Origin of the sequence: Nocardia sp. NBC_01377 (assembly GCF_045040005.1) — a bacterium.
GTDB lineage: Bacteria > Actinomycetota > Actinomycetes > Mycobacteriales > Mycobacteriaceae > Nocardia > Nocardia noduli.
Map to the genome: position 1 here is coordinate 42988 of NZ_CP109566.1, position 19954 is coordinate 62941.

Here is a 19954-nt window from a genome sequence, read left to right on the forward strand (position 1 = left end):
TATCCGGGTGCGAACGCGCCAGGACCGAGATCCCGCCACGGCAGGCCGATTATCGGATACCGAAGCGCCGCCGGGGATAGAATTCCGAGGGGACCCAATACATGCGCACGCTGGTCGAATCACCTGACCGACGGCTCGTTCCATTCCGATCGAGCAGGTTTCCCGCGGCCGACAGCGCGTATGCCCCGGCTCGGTGCTGCGCGCGTATCGCTCTGTCCACAATGACCCTCGCCTGAGTACGCAGGAATCACCCATGCCACAGCGCTCTCTTTCGCCGGTTACGTCGGACGACACGTTGCCCGCCGAAGCCTTCCCCCTGTCCGCCGCGCAGCGCGGAATCTGGTTCGCCCAGCATTTCGCCGGCCGGACCCCGATTTCCATCGCGCAATACACCGAATTCGACGGACCGATCGATCTCGAAATGCTCGCCGCGGCCTCGCGGCTGGCGGGCCGGGAATTCGGCACCGGCTATCTGCGGCTGATCGACGTGGACGGTTTCCCGTACCAGATCATCGACCCGACCCTCGACGACGATCTGGTCGTGGTGGATTTCCGTGGCGAATCCGATCCGATGGCGGCCGCGCAGGCCTGGATGCGCGCGGAATACAGCGCACCGCTGGATCTGATGCGCGACCGCCTCGCCACCATGACGATGCTGCGGGTCGGTGAACAGCACTGGCTCTGGTACCAGCGCATCCACCACATCGTGCTCGACGGTTTCGGCGCGATGACCCTGCTCCAGCGGGTCGCCGAACTGTACGAGGCGATGGCCGACGGACGCGAGCAGCCGCGCGGCAAGGCCGAGGACCTGCGCAAGATCATCGACGCCGACCTCGCCTACCGTGCCTCCGACCGGTTCCGGGCCGACGGTCAGCACTGGCGCGAGCACCTGGCGGGTATGGCCGAACCGGTGAGTCTCGCGGGCCGGGCGGCCGATGTGGACGCCCACCCCAGCCTGATGACCGGCGAACTGCCCGCGGCGACGGCCGCGCTCATGGACGCCGTGGCGAAATCGGAGAATTCCAGCGTCGCGCCGGTGGTCGTCGCCGCGTTCGGCGCCTACCTGGGTGCGATGACCGGCGCGCCGGAAGTGATGCTCAGTCTGCCGGTCTCCGGCCGGACCACCGCCTCGCTGCGTCGCTCGGGCGGCATGGTCGCCAATGTGGTGCCGCTGCGGCTGCGCCTGGATACCACCGTCACCACCGGTGCGCTGATCCGCGCCGCGCAGTCGGAGTTGACTTCGGCGCTGCGCAGGCAGCGCTATCGCCAGGAGGACATCGTCCGCGATCTCGGCTGGGCGGTGGACGAGGCCGCGTCCTTCGGACCGACGGTCAACCTGATGATGATGGACACCAGGATCGCGCTGGGCCCGGTCACCGGGCGTATGCACGTGCTCACCTCGGGGCTCATCGAGGATCTGTTCCTCAACCTGTATCCGGGCGTCGGCGGGGAGAGCACCCATATCGACTTCCAGGCCAATCCGAATCTCTACGCCGACGACGAACTGACCGCCCAGCACGGCCGCTTCCTCGCCTTCCTGCACCGTTTCCTGGTCGCGGGACCCGACGCGCCGGTGGCGACCGTTCCGGTGCTGTCGGACGAGGAATCCGCCGAACTGGTTCCCGCCCGTGGCATCGAGGATGTCCCCGCGCGCACCCTGCCGGAAATCCTCGCCGACGGCGCGGCGCTCGCGCCCGACGCGGTCGCGATCCGCGCCGGGGACCGGATGCTGACCTACCGCGAAGCGGGCGAGTACACCGACCGGCTGGCCCGGCTGCTGATCGCCTCCGGCGCGGGACCCGAACGCGCCGTGGCGATTTCGATTCCGCGTTCGGCGGAGTCGGTGCTGGCCATGTGGGCGGTCGCCAAGACCGGTGCGGCCTTCGTGCCGATCGATCCCGGATACCCCGCCGACCGTATCGAGTACATGATCGACGACAGCGGTGTGGTGGCCGGGCTGACCGTGGCCGCGGCCAGGGATTCGCTCCCGGACAAGGTGACCTGGCTGGTCCTCGACGACGATGCGACCAACAGTGCTGTCGATGAACAGGATTCGGGCGCGATCATCGACGCCGACCGGACGGCGGCTCTGCGTCTCGACCAGACCGCCTACCTCATCTACACCTCGGGATCGACCGGTCTGCCCAAGGGCGTCATGGTCTCCCATCGCGGACTGGCGAATCTCGTCGCGAACTCCGGCGCCGGATTCGAGGTCACAGCCGATTCGGTGGTGGCCCATGCCGTCTCGCCCAGTTTCGACATCTCGGTCGAAGAGTTGCTGGTCGCGCTCGCGGCGGGCGCGACCGTCGCGGTCGTTCCACCCGCGGCCTACGCGGGTGAGGAGCTGGCGCGGGTTTTGCGCGACTACGGTGCCACCCATCTCAATGTCACTCCCGCCGTGGTGAATTCGCTCGACCCGGCGACCCTCCCCGAGTTGCGCACCGTCATCGTCGGCGGCGACGCCTGCCCGCCGGAACTGGTCGCGAAATGGTCGGGACGGAGGCTGCTGAACGGGTACGGACCCACCGAGACCACCATCACGGTGACGCTGAGCGAGCCGCTGACACCCGAATCCCCGATCACCATCGGCGGTATCACCCGCGGCGTGCGCGCGGTGGTGCTCGATCCGTGGTTGCGCCCGGTCGCTCCGGGCGCGGCGGGTGAGCTGTACCTCGGCGGACCCGCCGTCGCTCGCGGTTATCACCGCCGCAACGGCTTGACCGCGAGCCGGTTCGTCGCCGATCCCTATGTGCCGGGTGAACGGCTCTACCGCACCGGCGACCTGGTGCGCTGGTGCCACCGCGACGGCAGGCTGGAACTGGAGTACGCCGGGCGCGGCGATTTCCAGGTGAAGGTGCGCGGATATCGCATCGAACTCGGCGAGATCGACGCCGCGTTGCAGAAGCAGCCGGGTGTGGACTTCGCCCTGACCCTGGGGGCGACCACCCCCGCGGGCGTCACCGCGCTGGTGGCCTACGTACTCCCGGTGCCCGGTGCGCAATTGCTGCCGGAGGCGCTCAAAGCCGCTGTCGGGCAGAATCTTCCGGGGTACATGGTGCCCTCGGTGGTGATGGTGCTCGATCATCTGCCGCTCACCCCGGTCGGCAAGGTCGATCGGCGGGCGCTGCCCGCACCGGATTTCGGCGCGCGCGACGTCGAACACCGCGCGCCGTCGACACCGCGCGAGGAGATCCTCGCCGCGATATTCGCCGAGGTGCTCGGACTGGATTCGGTCGGCGTCGACGAGAATTTCTTCGCGCTCGGCGGCGACAGCATCATCTCCATCCAGCTGGTGTCGCGGGCGCGGGCCGCGGGAATGCAGTTCAGCGCCCGCGACGTCTTCGAACGCAAGACCGTCGCCGCGCTGGCCGCCGCCGCGACCGACGTGGCCGACAGCGCCGTCGTCGAATTGCCCGGTGGCGGTGTGGGACCGGTCGCGCTCACCCCGATCGTGCACGCCATGCTCGAACACGGCGACACCTGGCAGCGCTACAGCCAGGCCGTGCTGATCGGATTGCCCGCGGATATCGACCCGGCCCCGCTGACCGGTGCCGTGCGTACCCTGATCGACCACCACGACATGCTCCGCAGCACCCTGCGCCGATCCGGCGACGACCGGGAATGGGTGGTCGCCGAACCCGGTTCGGTCGACGCCGCCGACCTGATCGAGGTGGTCACCGCCGAGGGCGACCTCGAGGAGTTCACCGAACGCGCCTTGCAGCGTGCCGCCGATCTGCTCGATCCGGCGGCGGGTGTCGTCGCACGGTTCGTGCTGATCCAGCCCACCGATGAACGAGCGGGGGACGTCACCTCGCCGAATCCGGATGGGCGCGAGCCGGAATCCGTTTCGGGGCTGGACGGGCACGACGCCAGTTCGCCGCGACAAGGCGAGGTGGCGTCGGAATCCGGTTCGGGCAAGGACGGGCACGCCGACGGTTCGCCGCGACAAGACTGGGTGGCTCCGAAATCCGGGTCGGGCCCGGCCGAGGGTTCGTTACTCTGGTTGGTGCTGCACCACCTCGTCACCGACGGTGTGTCGTGGCGCGTGCTGCTCCCGGATCTGGCGACCGCCTGGTTCGGCGGCACCCTCGACCCGGTCGGTACCTCCTTCCGCCGCTGGGCACACGCCATCGCGGAACAGACGGACTCGCGACGCGCGGAACTGCCGCTGTGGCAGCGGATCCTGCGGACCGACGACCCCGCGATCGGCCGCCGCGCCGCAGATCCCACCGTCGACGTGGTTTCCACCATGGCGCAACTGACCACCACCGTCGACGCCGAGATCGCGGACGCGGTGCTCGATATCGCCCCCGCGCGATTCCACTGCGGCGCGGACGACGTACTGCTGGCCGCGCTGACCATGGCCGTCGGCCGCTGGCGCGACCGCACCGGCGCGCTGTTCACGCTGGAAGGGCACGGTCGTGAGGAATCCGTGCTGCCCGGCGCGGATGTCGCGCGCACGGTGGGCTGGTTCACCAGCGTCTACCCGGTGGCCCTCGACCTGACCGGCATCGACCTGGACGACGCGTTCGCGGGCGGTCCGGCGGCGGGCGCCGCGATCAAGGCGGCCAAGGAACAGTTGCGTGCGGTGCCCGATCGCGGTGTCGGCTACGGCATGCTGCGCTACCTGGACCGCGAGGGGTCGGCGTCGCTGGCCGACGCGCCCGTTCCGCAGATCAGCTTCAACTACCTCGGGCGAAGCGTGGGCGGAACCGACGAGGCTTGGATGCCAAGGCGGTTCGCCTCGACCCAGGACGATCGCGCGCCGCTGCCCGCGGTCGTCGACATCAACGCGATCATGGGCGCCTCCGCGCTCGAGGTCACCTGGGCCTACGCCTCCGGCGTGCTGGACGCGGACCAGGTCGCCGAACTGGCCGGGCTGTGGACCGAGGCGTTGGGCGCGCTGGCCGCGCACGCGAGCGCGCCGGACGCGGGTGGCTACACCCCGTCGGATTTCGCGCTGACCACCGTGACCCAGCCTCAGATCGACGGGTGGGCGCGCACCTACCCGAATCTGGCCGAGGTGTGGCCGCTGTCGCCGCTGCAATACGGTCTGCTGTTCCACGCCTGGTACGACACCGACACCGCCGACGGCTACACCGTGCAGACCCGCCTCACGCTCGCGGGCCGGGTCGACGCGGCCCGATTGCGGACGGCGGCACAGACTCTGGTCGACCGTCACGAGAATCTGCGCGCCGTATTCGTCGAGACCGAGGACGGACCGCGTCAGCTCGTGCTGTCCAGCGCCGAGGTGCGCTGGCAGGAAATCGATCTCACCCGCCTCGCCGATCCGGCCGAGCGTGAGCGTGAACTCGACCGCCTGATCGCGGTCGACGCGCACAGCCGTTTCGATCTCACCCGCGCGCCGCTGCTGCGGTTCCTGCTCCTGTGCACGGGCCCCGAGACCTACACGCTGCTGATGACCAATCACCACCTGGTGCTCGACGGCTGGTCGACGCCGCTGCTGGTGCGCGAACTGCTCACCGTCTACATCGCGACGGGCGCGGGCGCCGCTGTCGCCGACGTGCTTCCGCCCGCACCGTCCTACCGGGAATTCCTGTCCTGGCTGGCCGAACAGGACGACGACGCCGCGGCCGGGAACGCGCCGGGTGGCTCGGACGCCGCTGTCGCCGTGTGGCGTGCGGCGTTGGCCGGAATCGACGCGCCCACCAGGGCCATCGCGACCCTGGCCGATATCCACTCGACCGAATCCGGCATGGTCTCGGTCGACCTGCCCGCCGAGTTGATCGCGCGGCTGGAAGCCACCACCCGGGCCGCGGGCGCGACGGTCAACACCGCGGTGCAGGCCGCGTGGGCACTGCTGCTCGCCATGCTCACCGGACGCGGCGATGTGGTGTTCGGCGGCACCGTCTCCGGTCGGCCGCCGCAACTGGCCGGTGTCGAGGATATGGTCGGCCTGTTCATCAACACCCTGCCGGTGCGGGTGCGTCTGGACCCGTCGGAGTCGGTGCGCGATCTGCTGGCGCGGGTGCAGACCGAACAGGCGCGGCTGCTCGATCACCAGCACGTCGGGCTCGCGGCCATCCACCAGGCCGTCGGTCTCGCCGAATTGTTCGACACACTCACGGTTTTCGAGTCGTATCCGATCGACCGCGAGGCACTGTCGCGGTCGATGGATATCGCCGGTATGCGCATCCTCGATGTCGAGGGCACCGACGCCACCCCGTATCCGTTGAACCTCATGGTGATTCCGCTGCACGGCATGCCAGGCAGCAACGACACCCTGCGCATCACCGTGAAATTCCTGGCCGACCATCTGACGGAATCCTCGGCGCGGCGACTGCTCGACCGATTCGTGCTGCTGCTCACCCAGATCGCCGACCGGCCGGAATCGCTCGTCGCGCGACTGCACCACTGCGACCCCGCCGAACGTGCCGCGCTGCTGCCGGTGCGCGGGCCGGAGTCGGTACCCCAGCGCACCCTGCCCGAGGTGCTCGGCGCCGGGGCGCGGATCGATCCGGACGCCGTCGCGATCGACGCGGGCGGTGACCGGATGACCTACGGCGAACTCGACGCGTGGTCGAACCGGTTCGCGCGGGTCCTGCTGCGCCGGGGTATCGGGGCCGAGGTCTTCGTCGTCCTGGCGCTGACCCGTTCGGTGGAGTCGGTGGTCGCGGTGTGGGCGCTGGCCAAGACCGGCGCCGCCTTCGCGCCGCTGGACCCGAACTACCCGGTGGAACGGATCGAGCACATCCTCACCGATTCCAAGGCCCCGATCGGCGTCACCGTCCGGGCCACCGGCGAGACGCTGCCGAGCACCATCGACTGGTTGCTGCTGGACGATCTCAACACCATCCGGCGCGTGATGACCGTGTCCGACGCCCCCATCACCGACGAGGAACGCGGCGGCGCGATCCGGATGGATCAGACCGCGTACCTGATCTACACCTCCGGCTCCACCGGCAAACCCAAAGCCGTGCTGCTCAGCCACCGCGGTATCGCGAATCTGGTGACGGCACAGCGGGAAACGCTGGATCTGGACCCGACGGCCAGCGCGTTGCAGGTCGCCTCGCCGAGTTTCGACGCGTCGGTCTTCGAACTGCTGACCGCGCACGCCGTCGGCGGGCGGCTGGTGCTGTCCCCGGCGGAGGTGTACGGCGGCTCCGAACTCGAACAGCTGTTGCGCGCCCAGCGCGTCACCCACGCGGTGATCACGCCGTCGGTGCTGGCCACCATGGATCCGACGGGACTGCCCGATCTGCGGGTGCTCTCGGTCGCGGGCGAGGCGGCCGGTGCGGAACTGACCGCGCAGTGGTCGGTCGGGCGGCGGATGGCGAACCTGTACGGGCCCACCGAATTCAGTATCTGGGCGAGCGGTCCCGGTGAGTTGAAGGCCGGCGAACCGGTCACCATGGGTGGGCCGATCCGCGGCGCCGAACTGATGGTGCTCGACGGCTGGTTGCGTCCGGTGCCGGTCGGCGTCGAAGGCGAGCTGTACCTGGCGGGTCCGGCCATCGCCCGCGGGTACTTCAACCGTTTCGCGATGACCGCGGGCCGGTTCGTCGCCAACCCCCACGGCGCGGCCGGGGAACGGATGTATCGCACCGGCGATATGGTGCGCTGGGTCGACTGGAACGGCACTCTGGAACTGGAATACCTGGGGCGCAGCGATTTCCAGGTCAAGATCCGCGGCCTGCGTATCGAACTCGGCGAGATCGACGCCGTGCTGTCCGCCGACGACGAGGTCGAATACGCCGCGACCATCGGCACCCCCGGCCCGGCCGGGGAGACCGTCCTGGTCTCCTACGTGGTGCCGACCCAGGCCTGGCGCGCGTCCGTCGGCGCGGGCGTCGGATTCGAAACCGAGCGGCTGCGGGCCCGGATCGCGGGCGCGCTGCCCGGATACATGGTGCCCGGATACCTCATCGTGCTCGACGACGTTCCGCTCACCCCGGTCGGCAAATTGGACCGCAAGGCCCTGCCGATGCCGGACTTCGAGAGTTTCCAGCGCCGCTACCTGGCACCGCGCACGCCGGTCGAACACGCCGTCGCCGAAGTGTTCGCCGAGGTGCTCGACGCCGAACGGGTCAGCGTCGACCGCTCCTTCTTCGAACTGGGCGGCAATTCGCTCAGCGCCACCCGGGTGATCGCCAGGATCAACGCGGCGCTCGGCTCGACGATCGCCCTGCGCGACCTGTTCGACGCGCCGACCGTCGCCCAGTTGGCGGCCCGCGTCGTCCCGGCGGGCGCGGGCGCGCGGGCCCGCTTCGGCCTCGCGCCCCGGATCCGGCCCGACCGTATCCCGCTCTCGCCCGCGCAGCAGCGGATGTGGGTGCTCAACCAGCTCGACCCCGGTTCGCCCGCCTACAACATCGCGGTCGCGCTGCGCCTGACCGGTGACCTGGACGTCGAGGCCATGAGACTGGCGCTGTCCGACGTGGTCGCCAGGCACGAGAGTCTGCGGACCATGTACCCCTCCGACGCCGACGGGCCCCGCCAGGTCGTGGTCGGCGTCGAGGTGGCGGCACCGGCCCTGCGCTCGGTGGACGCCGACGGCGCGGTTGCCCTGCGTGAGCGGATCGCGGAACTCGCCGGCGTCGGATTCGACCTCGCCACCCAACCACCGTTGCGGGTCGGACTGTTCCGCGTCCACGACACCGCCGGTACCGCATCCCCCGAAGTTGCCGGGGGCAGGAATGCCACCGTAGCCGCCGGGGACAGGAAAGCCACCGTAGCGGCCGAGGACACGGAGGCCCTCGCAGCCGCCGTGAGCACCGAAGCCCTCGCAGTCGCTGCGGGCACCACAGGTACCGCAGACGGCATCGCCGCCGGCGACACCGGGGGCGACGCGTCGGGAGCCCCGGTGCACGTCGTGGTCCTCGTCGTCCACCACATCAGCGCCGACGGTACGTCGATGGCCCCGCTCGCCACCGACCTCATGACCGCCTACGCGGCCCGCGCCATGGGTGTCGAGGCCGAAATGACCGCGCTGCCGGTGCAATACGCCGATTTCGCGCTCTGGCACCGCGAACTGCTCGGCGCGGAATCCGATCCGGAATCGCTGGCCGCGCGTCAGATCGACCACTGGACCGAATCTCTCACCGGCGCACCGGATCTGCTGGAACTTCCCGGCGACCGTCCGCGTCCGGCGGTGCAGTCCATGCGCAGCGCCGACGTGGCGATCACGGTGGATCCGGCGCTGCACCGAGGCATGGCCGAACTCGCCACCGCCGCCGATGTCAGCCTGTTCATGGTGATCCACGCCGCGCTCGCCGTGCTGCTCGCACGCCTCGGCGGCACCGACGACGTGGTCGTCGGCACGGCGGTGGCCGGACGCGGCGAGGCGGCGCTCGACGGTCTGGTCGGCATGTTCGTCAACACCCTGGCGTTGCGGACGCCGGTCGACCCGAATGCCGGATTCCGCGAATTCCTCCGTGGCGTGCGGACGTCGGATCTGGATGCTTTCGCCAACGCCGACGTGCCCTTCGAACGGCTGGTGCAGGTGCTGAACCCGGCCAGGTCCACGGCGCACCACCCGATCTTCCAGGTGTCGCTGTCGTTGCAGAATTTCGTGGAACCGGTGCTGGAACTGTCCGGCCTGCGCATCGAGGTCGAGGATCTGGATCGCGACGCCGCGCAATTCGATCTGGCGCTGGACCTGCGTGAACGTTTCGCGGGCACGGACGTCGCCGGTATCGACGGCGTTCTCACCTACGCCACCGACCTATTCGACCCGGCCACCGTCGCCGCCTTCGCGCAGCGGTGGCAGCGGGTGCTCGCCGCCGTGGTCGCCGACCCGGATCTGACGATCGCCGATATCGACATCCTCGCCGCGGGCGAACGCGCCGCGCTGGTCCCGGTACGCGGCCCGCGCACCGTCGGCACCGTGCCGCTGCCCTGGCTGCTGGCGGAGTCGGCGGCCGCCCATCCCGATCGCGCGGCCCTGGTGGTCGACGGTGTCACCACCAGTTACCGCGAGCTCGACGCACGGTCGAACCGGTTGGCCCGGGTGCTCATCGAGGCGGGTGCGGGCCCGGAGACCGTGATCGCCCTCGGACTCACCCGGGGCGCGGAACTGCTGACCGGCGTGTGGGCGGCGGCCAAGGCGGGCGCGGCATTCCTGCCCGTCGATCCGAAACATCCGCTCGACCGGATCGAGCACATGCTCACCGATTCCGGTGCGGCACTGGGCCTCACGGTCGGCGCGCACCGGTCGGGACTGCCGGATTCGGCGTGCTGGCTGGTACTCGACGACCCCGACTTCGTCGCGACCTGGTCCCGCGCCGACGCTCACACGGTGCGTTCGCGCGATCTGCGCGCCCCGATCCGCCCCGACCATGCCGCGTGGATGATCTACACCTCGGGGTCGACCGGAACACCGAAGGGCGTCACGGTCTCCCATCGCGGTCTCGCAGATCTCGTCGCGGCCCAACAGGAATCGCTGCGGGTGGACGAGAATTCCCGTGTCCTCCAAGTCGCCTCGCCGAGTTTCGACGCCTCGATCTTCGAGGCGATCATGGCCTTCGGATCGGGTGGCGCGGCGGTTGTCGCACCGCCGGAGGTTTACGGCGGTGACGCGCTCGCGGAGCTGATCGAGGCGCAGCGGGTCACCCATATGGTCATCACGCCCTCGGCGCTGGCGACGGTGGATCCGGAGCGGGTGTCGAGTGTGCGGGTGCTCGCGGTGGCCGGTGAGGCGGTCGGCGCGGAACTCGTGGAGCGCTGGGCGGTCGGGCGCACCATGGTCAACCTGTACGGTCCCACCGAATTCACCATCTGGGCAACGGGTTCGGCTCCGCTGAAGGTCGGCGAACCGGTGACCATCGGCGGCCCGATCCGCGGTGCGGCGGTGCTCGTCCTCGACGAGCGACTGCGGCCGGTTCCGGTCGGGGTGGCGGGGGAGCTGTATCTCACCGGCCCCGCGCTGGCACGCGGATATCACGCTCGGCCCGATCTCGACGCCGCCAGATTCGTCGCCGATCCGCATGGCGCGCCGGGGGAGCGGATGTACCGTACCGGCGACCTGGTGCGCTGGATTCGCGCGACGGGCACGGCGGCCGGTATGCGGCTCGAATACATCGGGCGCACCGATTTCCAGGTGAAGGTGCGCGGTCAGCGCATCGAACTCGGCGAGATCGACGCGGTGCTCGGTCGCGCCGACGGTGTGGAATTCGCGGTGACGCTCGGTGTCCGAGGTCCGGCCGGATCCACCGCGCTCGCGGCCTACGTCGTGCACGAGCCGGGAGTGGAACTCGATGTCGCGGCGTTGCGCGCCTACGCCGCCGACACGCTGCCCGGGTACATGGTGCCGTCCTCGATCGTGGTCATGGACGCGATCCCGCTCAACGCGGTCGGCAAACTGGATCGAAAGGCATTGCCGGAACCGGTGTTCGCCGCCGAGGAGACCGAATACGTCGCGCCGGCAACGGCCACCGAGGAGATCCTGGCCGACGTGTTCGCGGCCTTGCTCGGCCGCGACAAGGTCGGCGTGCACGATTCGTTCTTCGCGCTCGGCGGCGACAGCATCCTGGCGATCCAGCTGGTGTCGCGGGCTCGCGGGCAGGGCGTCACGGTGACCCCGTTGCAGGTTTTCGAACATCGCACCGTGGCGGCCCTCGCCACGGCGGCGGACGCGGCGGGCGAGGCCGTCACCCTCGATGAACTGCCCGGCGGCGGCGTCGGCGAGATGCCGCTGACACCCATCGTCGGCTACATGCTCGAACGCGGCGGCGACTACCGCCGTTTCGCCCAGACCGCGGTACTCGAACTGCCCGCGGGCATCCGCCACGATCAGCTCGTCGCGACGCTCACGGCCGTGGTCGACAAGCACGATATGCTCCGCTCCCGCCTCTACCAGCGGATACGTCCGGAGGGTAACGGCGGGCCGCACGGTGACCACGCGCTCGAAGTCGCCGAACCCGGTTCGGTCGATGTCGCCGCGATGATCCGCCGCGTCGAATTCGCCGCCGACGCCGATAGCGTCGATCTGCGCGAATTCGCGATCACCGAACTGGATTCGGCGATGAACCGGCTGGATCCGGCCGCCGGGCGGGTGCTGCGATTCCTGTGGCTGGATCCGGTGGGCGAAGCCGGTGACCGCACCAGGGCCGGACGCCTGATCGTCATCGCCCACCACCTGGTGGTCGACGGTGTGTCGTGGCGGATCCTGGTACCCGACCTGATGGCGGCCTGGGCCCAGGTCTCCGCGGGTAGCACGCCGGTGCTCACCGAGACCGGCACCTCCATGCGTCGCTGGTCGCACGCGCTCACCGAGGAGGCGCACCGGGAGAGCCGGGTCGCCGAACTCGACTACTGGCGCGGGGTGATCGACGGACCGGATCCGCGTTTCGGCGCCCGCGACCTGGACCCGGTGCTCGATCGGGCGGGCACCCTGAGTCAGCTCGAGGTGGAGGTGTCCGAAGAGGTCACCGCCGCGTTGCTGACCACGCTGCCCGGCCTGTTCCACGGCGGTGTGGAGGACACCCTGCTCGCCACCCTCGCTCTCGCCGTGCGCCGGTGGCGTGCGGGCAGGGACGCGGCGACCGACGACGACAGCGTCCTGATCCGACTCGAAGGCCACGGCCGTCAGCAGGAGATCGTGCCCGGCGCCGACCTCTCGCGAACCCTCGGCTGGTTCACCACCATCTACCCGGTGCGTATCGACGCCGCCGCCGCGGACGGTCCCGACCTCGGCACCGCCATCCGCGCGGCCAAGCACCGGCTGCTCGCGGTGCCGGACAAGGGCATCGGATTCGGCCTGCTGCGTTACCTCAACGCCGAAACCGCCAGGCAGCTGCCGGGCACGTTGCCCGGCCGGATCGGATTCAACTACCTGGGCCGGTACTCGACCGGCGATATCCCGGCCGGATTGGAAGGTCTCGGCTGGCTGCCCACCGACGAACTCGGCGAACTCCCGGCCGCCGAATACCCCGACGTGCCACTGCAATCGGAGATCGACGTGAACGCCGTCGTGGTCGGTGACCGCTTGACCGCCGGTTTCGGATTCTCCGCGAATCTGTTCGACCGCGACGACGTCGCCGAACTCGCCCGCCTCTGGGTGGACGCGCTCGGCGCGGCGGCGGCCTTCGCCCGCACCCCCGAGGCACTCCGGGCGGGCGCCGAGGAGGAACTGGCCATGGCACAGGCGGCCGCCGCGACGGCGCAGCCGGGGAACGCGCTCGGACTCGACGTCCTGCTGCCGATCCGGCCCGGCGGCGACGAAGCGGCGCTGTTCTGCGTCCATCCGTCGTCCGGAATGGCCTGGACCTACCTGGGCTTCGCCGAAGCGCTGGCTCCCGGCCGTCCGGTCTACGGTCTCCAGGCCCCGGATCTGAGCGGCAAGGAACCGTCGGCGCGCAGTATCGACGAATTCGCCGACCGGTACGTGCGCGAGATCCTCGCCGTACAGCCGCAGGGGCCCTACCACCTGCTCGGCTGGTCGTTCGGCGGGCTCATCGCCCACGCCATCGCCACCCGACTGACCGAGGCCGGTCACGAGGTCGGCATCGTCGCCCTGCTCGACGCCGACACCGCCGATATCGACGGCGACAGCATCGAGAAACTCACCGCGGGCGCGTTCATCAGTACCTTCGGCGCGGTCTTCGGCATCGAGGACGTGCCGGAGGAGGCCACGGCCCAGGAAGCCGCCGACCTCATCCGGGAACGAACGGGCGGAGTGGAACTGGTCGACGCCGACACCCTGGAAAGGATGGCCGGTTCCTACAACGCCTCGGCCAGGACCAGAACCGGTTACCAGCGACCGATTTTCGACGGTGACGTGCTGTATTTCAGTGCCACCGTGGACACTTCGGACATCTTCGGCCCGGAAGGCTGGCGACCGTATGTCACCGGGGAGATCACCAACTTCGACGTGGACGTCAGCCACGACGAACTGACCGCACCACACGTGCTGCCGATCATCGCGCGCGTGCTCGACGAGCATTTCACGGCGCGGAAGTCCCGCCAGACACAGGAGGCAGAGCAGTGAGCGAGACCGGAGTAGTGGTCGAAGGCATCGAGAAGTCCTTCGGGGCCGTACACGCCCTGCGCGGTGTGGATTTCGTGGCCGCGCAGGGGGAGGTGCTCGGCATCCTCGGCCCGAACGGCGCGGGCAAGACCACCACGGTGAACATCCTGTCGACGCTGATCGCCCCGGACAAGGGCCGGGCGACGGTCGCGGGCCACGACGTGGTCGCCGATCCGGCCGCCGTGCGCCGCGCCATCATGTTGACCGGGCAGTTCGCCGCCCTGGACGACATGCTCACCGGTTACGAGAATCTGGTGATGTTCGGCAGGCTCATGGGTCTGCGCAAACAGCCCGCCCGCGCCCGCGCCGACGAACTGCTGGCCGAATTCGATCTGGAGAACGCGGCGGGCCGCCGGGTCGGCACCTACTCCGGCGGCATGCGCAGGCGTATCGATATCGCGTGCGGACTCGTGGTGCGCCCCGACGTGGTGTTCCTCGACGAACCGACCACCGGACTCGATCCGCGCAGCAGGCAGGGCGTGTGGGATCTGGTCGCCGGATTCCGCAAACACGGCATCACCACCCTGCTGACGACCCAGTACCTGGAAGAGGCCGACGCCCTGTGCGACCGGATCATCGTCATCGACCACGGTGTCGTCATCGCCGAGGGCACCGCCGACGAACTGAAATCCCGTACCGGCGGCAGCTATTGCGAGGTGGTGCCGCTGGATCTGAAGGATCTGCCCGCCATCGCGGCCGCGCTGGGTTCGCTGCTGCCCGAGAGTAATCGGGCCGCGCTCACCCCGGAATCGGACCGCATCGCGATCCCCGCCCCCGACGGTGCGCGCACTCTCGCCGAGGCGCTGCGCCGACTCGACGCCTCCGGTGTCGAACTCGTCGACATCGCGTTGCGCCGACCCTCCCTCGACGATGTCTTCCTGAAGCTGACCGGCCATCTCGCGGAGACGAAAGAGGAAGTCGCATGACGACCGGGGCCTGGCTGGCCGACTCCCGCGCCACCCCGTTCCGCGTCCAGCAGTGGTGGGTGCTGACCTCCCGACTGGTCGTGCCCTCGGTCAAAACCGGGGAGGTGCTCTCCTCGGTACTGGCGCCCGCCGCCTTCACCGCCAGCTTCTACATCCCGTTGAAGACGGTGATGATGTTCTCCGGCAACGGGTTCAGCAGTTACGCGCAGTTCATGATGCCGCTGGTGATCCTGCAAGCCGCCGCGTTCACCGCGATCGGCGCGGCCTTCCGCTCGGCCACCGACGCGGTCGCCGGACTCGACCGTCGATTCGGCTCCATGCCCATCGGGTCGCTCGTGCCGGTGGCCGCGCGCATGTCGGGCAATCTGTTCCGGCTGCTAATCGCGCTGGCGGCGGCGGTGGTCAGCGGACATGTCATCGGCTTCCGCTTCCACGAGGGCCCCTGGTACACCCTCGGCTGGGTGCTGTTCTCGCTGTTGATCGGAGTGGCGCTGACGTTGGGCGCCGACGTCATCGGCACGGTGTCGAAAAGCCCCGAGGCGACGACACAGGCGCTGGTGCTGCCGCCGCTGATCTTCGGCATGCTGTCGACCGGACTCGCGCCCGCGAGCCAATTCCCGGACTGGATCGAACCTTTCGTCCGCAACCAGCCGATATCGCAGTGGTCGATCGCGCTGCGTGCGCTCGCGGGCGATCCGAAGGGTAACGCGGGCGAGGTGAGCTGGGCGCTCATGGGCCCGCCGCTGCTGTGGGCCGTCGGCATTCTCGTGGTGTGCCTGCCACTGGCCATCCGGCTGAGCTCGAGGAAGGCGTGATGGTGTACACCGACACACGAATTCGGACCGCGACCTCCGAAACCGCACCGGCCTCGCTGCTGCGGCACACCGCGATTCAGACCCAGCGTCTGCTGTTGCGCTGGTCGCGCAATCCGGTGGCGCTGCTGGAGACCCTGATCATCCCGTGTCTGCTGCTGCTGATGCTGGATATCGTGATCGGCGGACAGATCGAGAAATTCGGCGGCACGAACGCCCTGTACGGGTCGGTGCCGATGGTCGCCATCGTCGGCGCGCTGTCCGGCGCGGTGGCCAGCGGCGTGATGCTCGGCCGTGAACGTGACGCGGGTCTGCTCGCCCGGTTCTGGGTGCTGCCGGTGCACCGCGCGTCCGGCCTGATCTCGCGGATCCTGGCCGAGGGCTGCCGCATCCTCGCGGGCACGCTGGCCGTGGTCGTCGTCGGCTATCTGCTCGGCTTCCGTTTCCAGCAGGGTCCGGCGGCGGCGCTGCTGTTCATCGTGATCCCGGTGCTGTTCGGCCTGGCGTTCGCCACCATGGTGACGGCCATCGCCGTCTTCACCGCGAAGGCGAGCCTGGTGGAGGGCATCACCATCCTCAGTTCGCTGCTGATGTTCTTCAGCACCGGATTCGTTCCGCTGCCCGCCTACCCGGAATGGATCCAGCCGCTGGTGCGCAATCAGCCGATGTCGGTGGCCGTGGACGCCATGAAGGCGCTGTCGCTGGGCGGGCCGCTCGCGAGGCCGCTGATCCTGACCGTGGCGTGGTCGGTCGGCGCGATCGTGGTCTTCGCGGTACCCGCCGTCATCGGCTACCGCCGAGCCAGCCGCAGGTAGACGGGTCAGCGTCGGCGGCGGCGCAGGATCTCGGCGGTGTGTTCGTCGGCCGGGAGAAACGCTTCCAGGTGCAGTTCGGACAGGGTGATATCCACGGCGGTGGCGAACGAGGTCACCGTGGTGATCAATCGGAGTTCGCCCTCGCCCGACCGCAGCCGCAGCGGGACGGCGAAACCGAGATGGTCGGGGCCGGGATCGGCCTCGGGCAGATAGCTCTCCAATTCGGCGATGAAAGAGTCGAGTTCGGGGTCCGGACTGCGAAGGGCGCGGTTGCGCAGCGACTCGGTGACATGTCTGCCCCATTCCGGCAGGTTGAGCACCCGCTGTGCCAGGCCCCGCGGATGCAGCGCCAACCGCAGCACGTTGACCGGCGGCGCGAGCAGTTCGGGCGCGCTGCCCTCGGTGAGGACGTCGAAGGCCGCGTTGGCGCCCACCAGAATGCCGTACGGACGCACCACTACCGCCGGATACGGCATATGACCGTCCAGGATGCGGTCGAGCGCGGCCTTGACCGGCGCCAGTTCCGGGGTCTCCAGCGTGGACTCGGGAAAGATCGGGGCGAAACCCGCCGCGAGCAGCAGACCGTTGCGTTCGCGCAGGGACAGCCCGAGTGATTCGGCCAGGCGCACCACCATGGTCCGTCCGGGGCGCGAGCGTCCCTGTTCGAGAAAACTCAGGTAGCGCTGACTGGTGTCGGCGCTGATCGCCAGATCCAGCTGACTGATCCGGCGCAGGGTTCGCCAATGTTTGAGCTGACGTGCGAAAGCGGTCGGCTCGGCCACCGCTGTCATATTGCCACCGCTGTCATATTCCAGTGATAGCCGACGGTGTGGGCCACATGCCATTCCCTCCCGGGTATGAGATTCCGCCGCGACCCGGACCTGTGTGTATTTCCCGTCATTCCCCACGGGGAATCGCGGACTCGCGCCGCGTTCGTGAAGCTCGGTGCCATGAACAACGACACGTTCGCCCAGCGCTACCTGGCCGGACCAGCAGTACATCGGGATCGACGCACCGCAGAGCGGTGTGCTGTGAACGCCGTTTCCTACCACCTCGATCCGAGGCGCGGACTCGACGGGCTGAATGCGAAACCGCAGGCTGTGCCGGTACCGGGCCCGGATCAGGTGGTCGTCCGGGTGCGGGCCGCCTCGCTGAACCGACGTGATCTCATGCTGATGGACGGGACCTACCCGCTGCCCGCGAGCCCCGGTGTCGTCCCGCTCTCCGACGGCGTGGGCGAGGTGATAGCGATGGGCGACAACGTCACTCGGGCGTCGGTCGGCGACCGGGTCACGGCGTCGTATTTCGTGCGCTGGATCGACGGGCCGCAGCGGTTCGCGCACGTCGTCGAACAGTACGGCGCGAACCACGACGGCATGCTCGCGACCTACGCGGTGCTGGAACAGGATTCGGTGGTGCACGTGCCTGCCCACCTCTCCGATGCCGAGGCGGCCACCCTGACCTGTGCCGGTGTCGTCGCCTGGGCGGCGCTCACCACCCCGGAGCCGGTGCGGACGGGGCAGCCTGTGCTTGTTGTGGGCACCGGACCGGTCGCGTTGTTCGCGATCCAGCACGCCCGCGCGTTCGGTGCGGGCGTCATCGTGGTCACTTCGACACCGGCGAAAGCCGAACGGCTGCGCGCGATGGGCGTCGACGAGGTGATCGTGAGCGCGGAGTATCCGGACTGGGATCAGCGGGTCCGGAGCCTGACCGGCGGTGACGGAGTCGACCGGATCGTGGACGCGGTGGGCATGCCGACGCTGCCGAAATCCGTTCGGTCCGGGGCCTACAACGCCGAACTCACCCTTATCGGCGCGAGTCCCGGCCCCGCGCCCATCGAAGGTGACGGTAATCCGTTCGGCGGCGGCTATCTGTCGATCCGGCGTATCGCTGTGGGCAGTCGAACCCAGTTCGAGGCGATGAACGAGGCGATGTCGAAGCACGGAATCCGTCCGGTGCTCGATCGGATCTTTTCCCTGGAGCAGGCGGTCGAGGCCTACCGCTACTACCGCGACGCGAATCCGTTCGGAAAAGTGGTCGTCGGCATGCCGTGAAAGTGGGTTCAGGCTTCGAAGGGCACGGTATTGCCCGCCGCGTCGCGCGCACCGGCGCTTTCCTCGATCGCCGCGGCGAGTTCGGAAACGGTTTTCCACACGCGCGGCGGTTCCGCGTCGAAATTGCCGATGGTGTACCAGGCTTCGGTCTCGCGATATCGGACCAGGCCTTTGCCCGTGTCATCGACGGTGACATCGAGATCACCGGACATCGTCCCCTCTTCTTCGGTGAGGACGGCTGCCTTGACGGTGATCTCGATGATGTCGTTTATCTGAACTCTCCTCGGCTGACACAATCGGCGACTGCGGTGCGCAATGCGCCGTGCTCGGCGGGATCGACGGACAGCCCGTACTTTACTTTGACCGTGATGTAGCGCTCGAGATAGACACACCGGAAACTGCCCGGCGGCAAATAGTTGGCGGCGTCCTGATCGCCCTTGGAGCGATTCGCGGACGGGTCGGACGCCTCCAGGTTGATGGCGTCGTTGGCGATGCGGCGCCGGGTGTCCTCGTCGAGTTTGTTCGCGCCCGAACGCCACGCCTCGGCCAGCGCGACGATATGTTCGGCGTCGACCTTGGCCGGGTCGGTCATGAACTTGTATTCCTTGAGTTTCCCGGTTTTCGAGTCCAGAAACCCGTACGCGTCGCGCCAGCCGCCGTCCTTGCCGACTTTCAGGTCGCAGGTTTTGGGATCGAGGGTGACGGTGCCGACGGCGTCGCGCAACATCATCACCTCGCGGCTGGTGCAACGGCTGTATTGCGCGAATTCGTCGCCGAATCCGTGTTCGGGCTTGTTGGTATCCCAGTGCGGGAATTCCTCTCGGCTGTAGCCCGACATCGATCCTTCCGGCGCTTCGGACAGTTTCTCCACCAGTTCGCCGATGTCTTTACCCGATATCGACGCGGTCGGCGCCGGGCCGGGCGCTCCACCATCGATGGAGGTCGACTCGTCGACGGCGGTACAGGCGCTGGCGACCGCGGCGGCCAGGCAGATCGGTGCGCAGACGGCGAAAGCCTTACGCGCCGTGCGGGAACTAAACCACTTCACAAGAACACTCCATCGAACAGGACTGCAACCATGCGCTCACGTCTCGCTGCGTCGGAAAAGCGGTGCGTCGAGCTACCCGGGTACGAGCATACGGAAAGCTAACGCTACGTATGAGGTTGCGCACAATCGCCGATGGATCGATTGTGCGGCAACGTGACCGGTATCGAAACCCCTCCGAACGCGGACCGCCCCCGGGTGGGCGTGCCGGCGCCGACCTCGGGGGCGGTGGATCACGAACGAACTCGACCGGCGCGAGCGCGCGGGCGGTTGTCCAGGCCGTTCCGCGACACGCCACACCACGGGGCTGATGAG

Annotated in this window: 8 protein-coding genes; 5 read left to right on the forward strand and 3 right to left on the reverse strand. The window is 68.9% G+C overall.

What is annotated here, in order from left to right; all coding sequences use genetic code 11:
- The first annotated feature begins 253 nt into the window (after positions 1–253).
- From OG225_RS00200 to OG225_RS00215, 4 genes are read left to right on the forward strand one after another with little or no spacing between them, the layout of a single operon-like run.
- Entirely contained in the window at positions 254–13948 is a 13695-nt protein-coding gene (locus OG225_RS00200; RefSeq protein WP_405179886.1) for an amino acid adenylation domain-containing protein, read from the forward strand.
- Entirely contained in the window at positions 13945–14913 is a 969-nt protein-coding gene (locus OG225_RS00205) for an ATP-binding cassette domain-containing protein (protein WP_216913682.1), read from the forward strand. The genes OG225_RS00200 and OG225_RS00205 overlap by 4 nt, the downstream gene beginning before the upstream one ends.
- Entirely contained in the window at positions 14910–15728 is an 819-nt protein-coding gene (locus tag OG225_RS00210) for an ABC transporter permease (RefSeq protein ID WP_405179887.1), read from the forward strand. The genes OG225_RS00205 and OG225_RS00210 overlap by 4 nt, the downstream gene beginning before the upstream one ends.
- Positions 15728–16540 carry an ABC transporter permease gene (locus OG225_RS00215; protein WP_216913672.1) on the forward strand — a complete coding sequence of 271 codons (813 nt, stop codon included), beginning with the start codon at positions 15728–15730 and terminating at the stop codon, positions 16538–16540. Before OG225_RS00210 ends, OG225_RS00215 begins: the two co-directional genes overlap by 1 nt.
- A 5-nt stretch (positions 16541–16545) precedes the next feature.
- Here OG225_RS00215 and OG225_RS00220 read toward each other — a convergent pair whose 3' ends face one another.
- Entirely contained in the window at positions 16546–17331 is a 786-nt protein-coding gene (locus OG225_RS00220; RefSeq protein ID WP_405179888.1) for a helix-turn-helix domain-containing protein, read from the reverse strand.
- 159 nt (positions 17332–17490) lie between these two features.
- Here OG225_RS00220 and OG225_RS00225 point away from each other — a divergent pair, with 159 nt between their 5' ends.
- Positions 17491–18594 (forward strand): NAD(P)-dependent alcohol dehydrogenase, encoded by a 1104-nt coding sequence (locus OG225_RS00225; RefSeq protein WP_405179889.1) that lies wholly within the window; start codon positions 17491–17493, stop codon positions 18592–18594.
- 8 nt (positions 18595–18602) lie between these two features.
- On the opposite strand, the gene OG225_RS00230 is transcribed toward OG225_RS00225, so the two are convergent.
- The gene (locus OG225_RS00230; RefSeq protein WP_109523466.1) at positions 18603–18806 is read right to left on the reverse strand and encodes a hypothetical protein; all 204 of its coding nucleotides are present in this window, start codon (positions 18804–18806) and stop codon (positions 18603–18605) included.
- 56 nt (positions 18807–18862) lie between these two features.
- Positions 18863–19642, reverse strand: coding sequence for an HNH endonuclease family protein (locus tag OG225_RS00235; protein ID WP_405179890.1), 780 nt, complete (start codon positions 19640–19642; stop codon positions 18863–18865).
- Positions 19643–19954 lie beyond the last annotated feature (312 nt).

What these genes read in the sequence shown, in the direction of transcription:
- OG225_RS00210 (WP_405179887.1), top strand. Translation starts at nt 14,910, where the DNA reads ATGACGACCGGGGCCTGGCTGGCCGACTCCCGCGCCACCCCGTTCCGC.
- OG225_RS00225 (WP_405179889.1), top strand. Translation starts at nt 17,491, where the DNA reads ATGAACAACGACACGTTCGCCCAGCGCTACCTGGCCGGACCAGCAGTA.
- OG225_RS00200 (WP_405179886.1), top strand. Translation starts at nt 254, where the DNA reads ATGCCACAGCGCTCTCTTTCGCCGGTTACGTCGGACGACACGTTGCCC.
- OG225_RS00215 (WP_216913672.1), top strand. Translation starts at nt 15,728, where the DNA reads ATGGTGTACACCGACACACGAATTCGGACCGCGACCTCCGAAACCGCA.
- OG225_RS00220 (WP_405179888.1), bottom strand. Translation starts at nt 17,331, where the DNA reads ATGACAGCGGTGGCCGAGCCGACCGCTTTCGCACGTCAGCTCAAACAT.
- OG225_RS00230 (WP_109523466.1), bottom strand. Translation starts at nt 18,806, where the DNA reads ATGTCCGGTGATCTCGATGTCACCGTCGATGACACGGGCAAAGGCCTG.